Genomic DNA, 11,471 nt, shown 5'->3' on the forward strand with positions numbered 1-11,471 from the left:
CGACTCGCCCCATCCACTCTCACGGAGCTCACTCATGCAGATGCGCACAGTCGTCGGGACGGTGCTGCTGGCGGCGGGAACGGTCATGTCGCCCGTACCGGCCCAGGCCGCACCGTTCTTCGCCAACTATTCACTGAACATCCAGGGACGGTATGACTTTCACACCTGGACGTGGGCGGTGACCTACTGCATCCCCGATGCCGCGGGCTGCGCCCACATCAAGGCGATACCGATGCCGACCGCGAAGGCGTTCGAGTACAGCGGTGACGCACATCTGGCAGACGGCAGATACACCCTCACCGTCGACATTCCCGACGGGCTTCGGTGCGGCAACGTGTATTACGGTCCGGTGATCCCGACCCGCGACGTGTACGAATGGGACGCCGCGACGTTGCAGGGGACGATGACATCGTCGTTCGCGACGGGCTGCGACGGCGCGCCGGGCGGGGCGTTCACCTATCCGTTCGCGCTGGTTCGTCTTTGAGCTCAGCGCTCTTCGATCCCCGCCGTCAACAACTCGTGGGCTTCGGGCTTCCGTCGAGCACGCGACTCGTGCGGGTGGTGATCTGCCAGCGCCGGTCGAGGCGGCGCAGCCGGAAGTGGTTAACCGCCGCCCGCCAGATGACATACCCGGGCGCCGGCAGATCTGCTGCCGTCGCGACGCTTTCGCGTTCCGGATACCCGTCCGCCGCGCGCAGTACGACCAGCGATTCGCACACCGCCACCGCGTCGTCGCCGCGCACCGTGACCACCGCCGGGCCGAGAAAATGGCAACAGCCGTTCTGCACCAACCGGCGGTGGCCCGGCGAGCGCACCATCGCCTCGACGTCCTCGCGGCCCGACATCCGCCAGCCCTCGACGTCATAGATGCCGTCGGCGCTCCACTGCGCTGCGGCACCCGACGCGTTCGCGGCGTCCACCGAGTGCCCCTAGGTCGCGATCAGGCTAGCGATCTCGCGTTCGTCTTCGACGGCGCCAAACGTCTCTCCAGCTGCTGTAGGCGAACTTCCAGGGCTGCGAGGTCAGCCGACATCCTTGCCTCCGCTTCGTGGTTCAGAGTTCTTCGACAAGCTCACGCAACGATGCGAGCTGCTCGCAGTAGTGATCGGCGGAGGACGCGGTCACCGAGCACGTCACCGCGGTGGCGCCGACGTCGCGCAGACTCCTGAGCCGCTTCACGCACCCGGAGGACTCGCCGGGATCCAGCGGGCCGACCGGGAGCACCACGTCGAAACCCTCCGGAATATCGGTGGCAGCGAGCATTTCGGCGATCTCGGTGGTCCGCAATCCGAACGGCATCCAACCATCGGCAAGCCGGGCCGCGCGACGCAGCGAACGCCGGCTGCGGCCGCCCACCCAGATCGGCACCCGGAGCTGCACGGCGCTCGGCTCGATGACCATTGCGTCGTAGCGGTAGAACTCGCCGCGGTAGGAGGGTTCGCGCACCGACAGTGACGAGCGCAGTGCGCGGATGGCGTCATCGGCCCTGGCTCCGCGGTCCTCCCATGCCGCGCCGAGCATGTCGAATTCCGCGCGCAGCGATCCGACGCCGACGCCGAGGACGAGGCGCCCGCCGCTGACCCGATCAAGGGTGCCATAGCGTTTCGCGATCTCCAGCGGGTGGTGATAGCCGAGGACGAGGACCGAGGTGGCCAGCCGGATGCGAGTGGTCCGGGCCGCCAGAAACCCGAAGGTGGCCAGCGGGTCCCAGTACACCGCACCGCGGACGGCGGCGTCGCCGACGGGAACGGCGACATGCTCCGAACAGGTCAGGTAGTCGAACCCCAGGCGGTCGGCGGTTTCGGCGATGCGTGCGACGTCCTCGATGTCGGCGCCCCGTTCCCAGAGACTGGCCGCCGCGGGTGTCTGTACCACCACGGGCGTCGACAGTCCGATCCGCATCGTTCCGTTATAGCCGTGACGGACCGGAGAGGTCGCGGCGGGTCTCGCTCGCTCGAACACGATGATCGAGCGGAACAGTCACACGCGTCCTGGTCGGTGGAACGTGCTGTCGCCCAAGCCGGATCGCATAGTTGGATAAGCTCATGATTTCCAGTGAAGTTCAGGTGACGGACTGTGCCCGGTATGGGCCACGGGCGGTCATCGCCGGTGGATCCGAGGGAGTGGGCGCCGAGTTTGCGAAAGCACTCGCCCAGGACGGGTTCGATCTCGTCCTCATCGCTCGCAAGCCCGAACCGCTCGCGGAGATGCCGGGCCTCACCGTGCACGACCCGGCGGAGGTGGCCCGCGAAGGCTTGCGCCACATCGCCGACAGTCCTGTCTTCATTGCGGGCGGCAACGCCGAACAAGCGGCGCGTAACAGTGCGCCCGACCGGGCGGCCGTCGTGCTCGGCGCTCACGAGACGGTCAAGCGGCTCACGAGCCGATCAACAATGCCATGACCGAATGGACAGCTGGTCGCCATAGATCAGTCCTGATCTCCTGACGCCGGCTGCTCGTGCACCGGGGCGATGTGGCGCTCGACCACCCCGGTGATGTCTGCCGTCGTGACCACGAGCGCGGTCGCGAATTCGATGAGCTGAGCTTGGCTGACGTCGATCTGCTTCCGATACCACTGCGCGGCCAGCTCGAGAAGACCGCTGCTGACAGTCAGGGCCGTCAATGTGACGGTATCGTCGGTGCCGGCGCGATCGCCCAGGAGCTGACGGATCTGTCCGACCATGATGCGGGTGAGAGCGTCAATCACCTCCTGACGACGTGTCGCGAGGGCTTCAGCCGTCTGCAGTTCGATCAGCAGCCGCTGCCGCCTGGGGTCTTCATCGACGAAACCGAGCGCGAACTCCAAGATGGTTCTGGCGCGCGCTTCGAGCTCGAGAGGGGCGTCCACGAGGGTGGCCATGATGCCGCTGAGCGCGCGGGTGAACTGATCATCGAAAGTGGCCAGCAACAGCTCCTGGCAGTCACGGAAGCTCTCGTAGAAGTATCGATCATTGAGTCGGGCCCGCGCGCTGATGGCGCGGACCCGCAGGTTGTGGACCCCCTCCTCGGCAACGACGTCGAGCGCTGCCTCGATGAGTTGGCGTCGGCGGTGCTCACGTCGCTGATCAGCGGTGAGTCCACGATGCATGGCCATTGAAGGTTTGTACACCTCCTAGTTCCGGGAGAGGGGTTGCGGCGCCGTCCCACTTTGGTGAAAGGTGTCACCTACAATTTGGTGAAGGCCTTCACCAGTGATGATAGGGGCCGCCGATGGCAGACAAGACCGAGTACAGCCCGCGACTCGCCGCACTGGGCCGGTTCACCATCAGACACAAGGCCCTCGTGATCGGGGCGTGGATCGCATTCGCCGTAATCCTCGCGGTGGTCTTTCCGCAACTGGAGACGGTGGTCCGCCAACAGTCAGTCCAGCTTCTGCCCAACGATGTTCCGTCGTTCACCGCCGTCGACGCGATGGCCACCGCATTCGACGAACACGGCACCAAGACGTCGATTGTGGTCGCGATGGAGGATCCAGCCGGGTTCACCCCCCAGGCTCGGGAGCGTTACGACCGCCTCGTGTCAGCGCTGCGGGCCGACACCACTCACGTCAGTCTGGTCCAGGATTTCGTCGACGACCCGCCCACACGTTCCCAGGTGGTCAGCGAGGACGGCCGCGCGTGGTTCCTTCCCGTGGGCATCGCCGGCACGCTCGGAGACCCCAAAGCCGCCGAATCGGTGGAAGCTGTTCGTGCGCACGTCGATTCAGCTTTCGCGGGGTCTCCGACGACGGCGTTCGTCACCGGTCCGGCCGCGACGTTTCACGATCAGATCGCCACCGCCGAACGGGACGCGTTGCTCGTCAAGGTGGCCAGTGCCATCCTCATCGCACTGATCCTGCTGCTCGTCTATCGATCTGTGTTCACCGCGCTGCTGCCGCTTCTGGTCGTCGGCGTGAGTGTGGCTGTGGCACGTGGAGCGCTGTCCGGCTTCGGTCAGATCGGGCTGCCTGTCTCACAGTTCAGTGCCATCTTTCTGGTCGGCATCCTGCTGGGCGCGGGTACGGATTACAGCGTCTTCTTCATCAGCCGCTACCACGAACAGCGCCGGCTCGGCGTCGACCCCGAAGAGGCCATCACCTATGCCTGCGGCAGCATCGGGCGGGTGATCCGGGCCTCGGCGGCGACCGTGGCGCTGGCGCTGGCGTCGATGGTGTTCGCCCGGCTCAGCGTGTTCCAAGGGCTCGGTCCAGCGTGTGCCATCGCCGTGTTGATCGGCTTCCTGGCCACCGTCACACTGCTTCCGCCAGTGATGGCACTGGCGGCCAGGCGCGGCATCGCGGAACCGCGTGCCGACCTGTCCCGCCGGTACTGGAACCGGATCGCCGTGGCGGTGGTACGGCGTCCGAAGCCGATGCTGGCTGCCAGCATGGTGGTGCTGCTGGCCCTGACCGGTGTCGCGGCCACCATGACGATCAGCTACGACGACCGCCAGGGCCAGCCCGCCGACACCGGCAGTAACCAGGGCTACCGACTACTGGACCGGCACTTCGCGAAGGACACCGTCATCAGCCAGTTCCTGCTCGTCCCACTCTGACACTGACATGCGCTCGGCCCGGGGCCTCGCCGATCTCGACGAGCTCGCCTCACGGGTCGCCCAGGTGCCTGATGTCACGCGCGTCTCCGGGGTCACGCGCCCCACCGGTGACCGGCTCGAGCAGGCGCAGCTGTCCTGGCAGAACGGGCAGATCGGCGACAAGATGGCCGGCGCAGTCGCCGACGGTCGAGCCGCCGAAGATGACCTCGCCAAGCTGACCGACGGCGCCGACCAGCTCGCAGCCGGCCTCGCCCAGCTCGACGCCATGCTGCGGCACGCTCTGACTCCGCTGTCCGGCCTGTTGACTCAGGCCGACCAGGCAGGTCGGCAGTTGCAGGCCGCCCGCCCCCTGATCGAACAAGTCAACGCCATGGCGCCCGCGGTCGATCAAGCCCTCCGCGACGGCCGCGGTCTGAGGCCGCTGGCTGAACAGGCATCGGCTGCGATCGGAGCCATCGCACCTCTCACCGAGAGCCTCAACAACATGCCGTGGTGTGCCGCCACGCCACAGTGCGCACAATTGCGGGACCAGGCACAGGTACTCGTGACGCTGCGCAATGGCGGATTCTTCGATTCCGTAGCCGATGTGGGTGACCATCTCGGCCGTGACACGACGCTCTCAGGCACCCTCGGCAGTCTCCAGTCCGCCGTCACGACCATGCAGCAGGGGTTGGGCGCGACCGGCAGTCCGACAGACCTCGTGGCCAACATGCGCCGTCTCCAGGACGGAGTCTCGCGCCTGGCCGCGGGGGCCCAGGCCCTCGCCGTCGGTGTGCACACGCTGGCTGACAGCAACATCCAGATGCTCAGCGGGATGGGACAGGTCGCCGTCCAGCTACAGAATTCCGCACGTGCCACGTCCGGATCCGACGCCGCGTCGGGGTTCTACCTTCCGCCCGACAGTTTCGAGAACCGCCAATTCAGCGATATGGCAGAGCAATTCATCTCTACCGACGGCCGCACCGCTCGGTTCGCGGTGACGTCGGCGCATGACCCGTTCTCCGCGGAGGCCATGGAGCTCAACGACCACATCATCGCCACGGCCCAGGCCGCCACACCGAACACCTCCCTGAGCGGCGCCACCATCTCTATGGCCGGCTTCCCGGCTGTGAACTCGGACCTGCAGCAACTGCTTTCGGTGGACTTCGTCCGCCTTGGCGTCGCGACGCTGCTGGTGGTCGGCATCGTTTTGATCATGCTGCTGCGCGCGGCCATAGCCCCGCTCTACCTCCTGGGCACCGTGGTGCTGAACTACACCGCTGCGCTCGGCATAGGGGTGTTGGTGTTCCAGTACGGATTCGGGCAGGCCATCGCCTGGCCGGTGCCGCTGCTGGCCTTCATCCTGCTGGTCGCGGTCGGTGCCGACTACAACATGTTGCTCATTTCGCGGCTTCGGGAAGAATCCAGCAGCAACGCGCGCATCGGCGTGCTGCGCACCGTGGCCAGTACGGGTTCCGTCATCACCTCCGCCGGGATCATCTTCGCCGTCAGCATGTTCGGCCTGATGACGGGATCGGTGCACATGATGGCCCAAGCCGGCTTCATCATGGGATGTGGGCTGCTGCTCGACACTTTCGTCGTGCGAACCCTGACGGTGCCGGCGATCGCCACTCTCTTGCGTGAGAGGAGTTGGTGGCCGAGTCGGCCACACCTCGGACGCGTCGCCTCGGGGTGAGTCACACTGTCTCGGGAAGCCTTGCTCCGGTGGCCATTTCGGCGTACTGACGCATGAGCCGCAGCGCGGTCGCCCGGTCGAACTGGGGATCGCGCGCGACAATGCGGTACCCGAAATAGTCCTCCATCGCCATCAACGACATCGCGATGTCCTCGGCCCCACCGGTCAACGTGAACGCCCCGGCTTCGGCACCGGCGTTCAACAGGTCCCGGTAGAGGCCGACCTGACGGTGGTAGATGCCCTGCACGTCGGCACACCGATCGAGCTCGAAGCCCGCCGCCAGCACGGCGCGCCAGATAGCCCGCCACTCGGCGTCCTCGGGGCCGGTGGGCAGACCCGCCGCGATGGTCACCGCCAGCTGCGCGGGAGGATCTCCGGCCTCGGCGGCCAGTCGCAGCCGTTCATCGTAGAAGCGGACATCCGAGCGCAGCGCCAACTCCGCCAGCAGCGCCGGCATGTCCTTGAAGTAGTACCGCACCGCGTTGGTGGTCAGCCCCAGTTCGGCTGCCACATCGGCGAGCTTGAGGGTGGCCAGATCGTGGCGCTCGATGAGCGCGATCGCCGCATCCATGATGTCGCCCCGCCGTTCCACCTGCCGATTCGGCCGCGCCATGCCGTGGTCACCTCCCCCGCTGCCGGATGTCAGTCGAACCTATTCTGCCGTTCCTCTTGCGTCCGGGATCACACGGGCGCATAGTTCTTTTCCAATTAAGAAAATAACTTACCGGAACGAGCGTGATCAGTGCGTGCCAGAGACCTCGGCGTCGTCATCGGGGAACATCCCACCGGCCCGGCCAACGCCATCACCGACGTCGCAGGCGTGCGGGTCGGACACACCACCCTTGATGCCGACGGGCCCCCGGCCGTGCACACCGGGGTGACTGTCGTGGTTCCTCACGACGACATCTGGACCGAGCCGGTGTTCGCCGGGTCGCACCGGCTCAACGGCAGCGGCGAGCTGACCGGGCTGGAATGGATCCGCGAATCCGGCGAGCTCACCTCCGCCATCGGGCTCACCAACACCCACAGTGTCGGCGTGGTCCGCGACGAACTGGTGGCCGCCCAGGTGCGCGCCCGCGGCGAGGGCCTCTACTGGTCACTGCCGGTGGTCGGCGAGACCTACGACGGTCTGCTCAACGACATCAACGGGTTTCACGTCCGGCCCGAGCACGTGCGCTCCGCCCTCCACGCCGCCTCCTCCTCCGCGCCTGCGGAGGGCAACGTCGGCGGCGGCACCGGGATGATCTGCCACGGGTTCAAGGGCGGCATCGGCACCTCGTCGCGCGTCACCGACACCGCCGCCGGCTCGTACACGGTGGGCGTGCTCGTGCAGGCCAATCACGGCCGCCGCGAACGACTCCGGATCAACGGCGTCCCCGTCGGCGAACTGATCGGCCCGTCCGAGGTCCCGCTGCCGGACCTGCCGGCCCGGTACGAGCCCGGATCGGGCTCCATCATCGTCATCGTCGCCACCGACGCACCCCTGCTCCCCCACCAGTGCACCCGGCTGGCCCAGCGCGCAGCGCTGGCGGTGAGTCGTCTCGGCGGCACCGGGGAGCAGTACAGCGGCGATCTGATGCTGGCGTTCGCCACCGGCAACCGCGGGATCCCGCCCTACGCGTGGGACGAAGATCCGGCCGCCTCCCGGCCCGAGGTCACACTGCGGATGGTCGCTCCCCAGTTGATGACCCGGCTGTTCGATCTCACCATCGAAGCCACCGAGGAGGCCATCGTCAACGCGATGGTCGCCGCCACCACGATGACCGGCCATCACGGCTTCACCGCCCACGCACTGGACCACGACATGCTGCGGCAGGCGCTGCGTATCAACACCCCTCAACCCCAGGAGATTTCGTGACCACTACACCTACCAGAACCGACGGGCGGCGCCTCACCGGGCACCTCGGACCCGTCGGCATCGTGTTCATGGTCGTCGCGGCGGCCGCGCCACTGACGGTGATCGGCGGCAACATGCCGTTGGCGATGGGACTCGGCAACGGCGCGGGCGCGCCGATGGGGTTCGTGATCGCCGCGCTGGTGCTGCTGGTGTTCAGCGTGGGGTTCGTGACGATGACACCGTATGTGCCCGAAGCCGGAGCGTTCTTCTCCTACGTCACCGTGGGCTTGGGGGAACGGATGGGCAAGGGCATCGCAGTGGTCGCACTGATCGCCTACACCGCCATCCAGATCGGCATCTACGGCTACATCGGCTGGGCGATCAACGACACGGTGATCCACTACGGCGGACCCGTGATCCCTTGGCCCGTCTACTCGTTCGCCGTGCTGGCGATCGTCGCCGTGCTGGGTTACCGGCACATCGAGCTCAGCGCCAAGGTGCTTGGGGTGGCGCTGGCCCTCGAGATCGGCATCGTCGTGGTGCTCGACGCGGTGATGGTCGCCAATCCCGGCCCGGCCGGCGTCACGCTGGCCTCCTTCGATCCCGCCGTGTTCACCAGCGGAACCATCGGCATCGCGATCCTGTTCGCCCTCACCGGGTTCATCGGCTTCGAGTCGACCGCGGTGTTCCGTGACGAGGCTCGCGACCCGGAGCGCACCATTCCCCGCGCCACCTATGCCGCGGTAACCCTGATCGGCGCGTTCTACGCGATCACGGTGTGGGCGTTCGTCGTTGCGATCGGCCCGGATCAGGTGGGCGCGGTCGCGCAGCGCACCCTCGACGGAGAAGGCAACATGCTGCTGGACACCACCGGGGACATGCTGGGCACCGTCGGCCGCGACATCGTCAACGTCCTGTTGCTGACCAGCCTGTTCGCGTGTGTGCTGTCGTTCCACAACGTGATCGCCCGCTACCAGTTCGTGCTGGCCGGCAAGGGCCTGCTGCCGGCCCGGCTGGCCAAGGTGCACGACAACCATGAGTCGCCGTCGTTCTCGTCGGTGGTGCAGACCGTCACCGCCACCCTCATCATCGCGGTGTTGGCGATCCTCGGAATCGACCCGCTGGTCGGGGTTTTCGGGTCGATGGCCGGTGTCGCGACGGTCGGGATGGTCACCCTGATGCTCACCACGTCGATCGCCGTGCTGGTCTTCTTCCTGCGCCACCGGGACCGGGTGTCGGGCCGGGTCTGGACCACGCGGATCGCTCCGGCGCTGGCGGTGGCCGGTCTGCTGGCCAGCCTGTGGCTGGTGTTGTCGAACTTCACGCTGGTCACCGGCGGCAGTGCGACGTTGAGCGCCGTCCTGGCCGCGGTTCCGTTCGCAGGCCTGATCGTCGGGTTCCTGGCCTGGCGGCCCTCGCGCTCGTTGTCGCCGGCGGAATGATCAGGTGACCTCATTGAGGCTGGCGGGCTCGATGCGTTGCCGCGCGTCGAGCACCATCAGCGCCACCGACAGCGAGGTCATCGATTCGGCATCGTCGAGGTCGACACCCAGGGTCTGTTCGATGGTCGCCAACCGCTTGTAGAGGGCCGGTCTGCTGATGTGCAGCCGCTGGGCCAGCGCTGCTTTGTTGCCCGCGAGGCCGAGGTATTCGCGGAGCACCTCGACGTCCGCGGCCGCCCCGCGGTCGAGCAGGGGTTTGAGTTCGGTCTCGGCGAACCGCTGCACGCGTGGATCGTCGCGCAGCAAGGCCATCAGGCCGCGCAACCGGACGTCGGAGGCGCGGAAGTACGGCCGCGCGCTGTCTCGCATCGCCAGCGCGACCTCAGCGACGTGGGCGGCCTCGGCCAGGCCGCGGATGGCGTCGGTGACGTCGACTTCCGGTGTACCTACCGCGCACACCGAGCGAGCGATGCCGTCGACCCGGCGCAGCTCCTTGTGCAGCCGCGCGCCGAGCTCGGCGAGCGCCTTGTCCGGGCCGCCGCGCGCGGTGTTGACGGTGAGCAGTGCCGCGATCTCCCCGTCGCGGCGGCCGGCGAAGACACCGGTGTGGCCGGCGACGTTGACGGTGTGGGCGACGGCGTCGAGCAGCGAGATGTTGCGTCGTTGCGCAGCAAGCGGATCGGTGGACGTGGCGGTGCGTTCGACACGGACCACCACCGGGTGGTAGCGCGCCGCCTTGCGCAGCCCGAGGGCGTGCGCGCGTGCCGCGGCCTCCCGCTCGTCGGCCACCCGGCCGCCCAGCACGTCGTCGATCAGTCCGCTCTGCGCCTGCTGGCGAAGACCGGTGTTGTTCCGCTCGATCATGCGGTTGAGCGCCAGCGCCGCCGAGGCCCGTTCGAGCACCATCGTCGCCCGGGCCCGGTCGGCCGGTGTCATCGGTACGATCAGCCGACCCCACTCTTCGCCGCGCGGCCCGACCGCGGTGAGCACCCACTGCTCGGGACCTCCGCCGGCCGTTGGGCTGCGGCGCGACCGGCTCTCCCAGTCATCAAGCAGGGCCGCGGTTTTCGCGCCGCTGGCGGACACTGCGATGGCCTGGTGGGCAAGATCCTCCAGGACGACCGGCAGGTCGAGGATCCGGGCCGCCGCATCGACGATGCCCGCCACCGAGGCCCGCTTCATACTCAGCTCGGTGAACACTTCATGGACTCGCCGGTCGAACGCGACCTCGTCGTACTGTTCGGCGACGATGCGCCGGTGCACGACCTCGGTCACGTCGACGAACCTGATCTGCCGGTGCAGTACGACCAATGCGAGGTCGAGCTTCCCGGCCAGTGCCGTCAAGGATGCGGGAAGCGCCGGCATGCGGGCACCGAGTTCGACGACGACTCCCAACGCGCCGGCGTCGGCCAATCCCTGAAGGTAGCGTGTCGGTGTGCGGCCCAGACCGGCCCCGGTGGTCAGCACCAGCTCACCGCCCTGCAGCAGCGAGGACAGGTCGGCCACGCCGCCGACGTGCAGCCAACGGACCGGCTCGGACCATCGGCACCGGCTGAGGATCTCGGGAGATCCCCGCTGGACCACGGGCAGCTCGACGACTTCGCCCACCGTCACGGCCATTTACGCAGTGTAAGCGATCCCGCGGATATAGATACGACGTGTAAGGGTGCGAAGAGCCTCCGGAGGCCCACACTGGACACCATGACGACGACCATTGGGCATTGGGTTGATAACAAGATGTTTGCCGGCGAGTCCTCCGCGACGGCGCCGGTGACCAATCCGGCCACCGGTGTGGTGACCGGTCAGGTCGCGCTGGCCAGCGTCGCCGACGCCCAGCAGGTGATCGATGCGGCCGCCGCCGCGTTCCCGGCCTGGCGGGACACCTCGCTGGCCAAACGCACCCAGGTGCTGTTCGCCTTCCGGGAGCTGCTCAACGAGCGCAAGGGTGAACTGGCCGAGATCATCACCGCCGAGCACGGCAAGG

At 67.5% G+C, this 11,471-nt stretch carries 9 protein-coding genes and 2 pseudogenes; 6 read left to right on the forward strand and 5 right to left on the reverse strand.

What is annotated here, in order from left to right; all coding sequences use genetic code 11:
* Positions 1 to 34: 34 nt before the first annotated feature.
* On the forward strand, positions 35 to 484 hold the full coding sequence (locus tag ACTWP6_RS11685; protein ID WP_443187747.1) for a hypothetical protein: 450 nt from the start codon (positions 35 to 37) through the stop codon (positions 482 to 484).
* A 2-nt stretch (positions 485 to 486) separates the two neighbouring features.
* Here the strand turns inward: ACTWP6_RS11685 and ACTWP6_RS11690 are convergent.
* Positions 487 to 1,033: pseudogene (locus tag ACTWP6_RS11690) on the reverse strand (nuclear transport factor 2 family protein).
* A 20-nt stretch (positions 1,034 to 1,053) separates the two neighbouring features.
* Complete coding sequence (locus ACTWP6_RS11695) at positions 1,054 to 1,902, reverse strand: TIGR03619 family F420-dependent LLM class oxidoreductase (RefSeq protein WP_443187748.1); 849 nt, start codon at positions 1,900 to 1,902, stop codon at positions 1,054 to 1,056.
* Positions 1,903 to 2,066: 164 nt separating this feature from the next.
* On the opposite strand from ACTWP6_RS11695, the gene ACTWP6_RS11700 reads away from it, so the two are divergent.
* Positions 2,067 to 2,402, forward strand: coding sequence for a hypothetical protein (locus tag ACTWP6_RS11700; RefSeq protein WP_443187749.1), 336 nt, complete (start codon positions 2,067 to 2,069; stop codon positions 2,400 to 2,402).
* Positions 2,403 to 2,428: 26 nt separating this feature from the next.
* On the opposite strand, the gene ACTWP6_RS11705 is transcribed toward ACTWP6_RS11700, so the two are convergent.
* Positions 2,429 to 2,908 carry a hypothetical protein gene (locus ACTWP6_RS11705; RefSeq protein WP_443187761.1) on the reverse strand — a complete coding sequence of 160 codons (480 nt, stop codon included), beginning with the start codon at positions 2,906 to 2,908 and terminating at the stop codon, positions 2,429 to 2,431.
* A gap of 302 nt (positions 2,909 to 3,210) precedes the next feature.
* Here ACTWP6_RS11705 and ACTWP6_RS11710 point away from each other — a divergent pair.
* Positions 3,211 to 6,208 (forward strand): annotated as a pseudogene (locus ACTWP6_RS11710) (MMPL/RND family transporter).
* 1 nt (position 6,209) lies between these two features.
* Here the strand turns inward: ACTWP6_RS11710 and ACTWP6_RS11715 are convergent.
* The gene (locus tag ACTWP6_RS11715) at positions 6,210 to 6,821 is read right to left on the reverse strand and encodes a TetR/AcrR family transcriptional regulator (protein ID WP_443187750.1); all 612 of its coding nucleotides are present in this window, start codon (positions 6,819 to 6,821) and stop codon (positions 6,210 to 6,212) included.
* A 129-nt stretch (positions 6,822 to 6,950) separates the two neighbouring features.
* Between ACTWP6_RS11715 and ACTWP6_RS11720 the strand changes: the two genes are divergently transcribed.
* Both ACTWP6_RS11720 and ACTWP6_RS11725 read left to right on the forward strand, forming a co-directional pair.
* Positions 6,951 to 8,066, forward strand: a complete 1,116-nt coding sequence (locus ACTWP6_RS11720; RefSeq protein WP_443187751.1) for a DmpA family aminopeptidase — start codon at positions 6,951 to 6,953, stop codon at positions 8,064 to 8,066.
* Positions 8,067 to 8,134: 68 nt separating this feature from the next.
* The gene (locus tag ACTWP6_RS11725; protein ID WP_443187760.1) at positions 8,135 to 9,487 is read left to right on the forward strand and encodes an APC family permease; all 1,353 of its coding nucleotides are present in this window, start codon (positions 8,135 to 8,137) and stop codon (positions 9,485 to 9,487) included.
* On the opposite strand, the gene ACTWP6_RS11730 is transcribed toward ACTWP6_RS11725, so the two are convergent.
* Positions 9,488 to 11,107, reverse strand: coding sequence for a PucR family transcriptional regulator (locus tag ACTWP6_RS11730; protein WP_443187752.1), 1,620 nt, complete (start codon positions 11,105 to 11,107; stop codon positions 9,488 to 9,490).
* 81 nt (positions 11,108 to 11,188) lie between these two features.
* Here ACTWP6_RS11730 and ACTWP6_RS11735 point away from each other — a divergent pair.
* Positions 11,189 to 11,471 (forward strand): aldehyde dehydrogenase family protein (locus tag ACTWP6_RS11735; protein WP_443187753.1); only part of this gene is annotated, 283 nt, incomplete at its 3' end.

The sequence above is a fragment of the Mycobacterium sp. 4D054 genome (genome assembly GCF_052245755.1).
Classification (GTDB): domain Bacteria; phylum Actinomycetota; class Actinomycetes; order Mycobacteriales; family Mycobacteriaceae; genus Mycobacterium.

Excerpts from the sequence above, each read along its gene's own strand:
- ACTWP6_RS11715 (WP_443187750.1), bottom strand. The coding sequence starts at position 6,821 with ATGGCGCGGCCGAATCGGCAGGTGGAACGGCGGGGCGACATCATGGAT.
- ACTWP6_RS11730 (WP_443187752.1), bottom strand. The coding sequence starts at position 11,107 with ATGGCCGTGACGGTGGGCGAAGTCGTCGAGCTGCCCGTGGTCCAGCGG.
- ACTWP6_RS11695 (WP_443187748.1), bottom strand. The coding sequence starts at position 1,902 with ATGCGGATCGGACTGTCGACGCCCGTGGTGGTACAGACACCCGCGGCG.
- ACTWP6_RS11725 (WP_443187760.1), top strand. The coding sequence starts at position 8,135 with ATGGTCGTCGCGGCGGCCGCGCCACTGACGGTGATCGGCGGCAACATG.
- ACTWP6_RS11685 (WP_443187747.1), top strand. The coding sequence starts at position 35 with ATGCAGATGCGCACAGTCGTCGGGACGGTGCTGCTGGCGGCGGGAACG.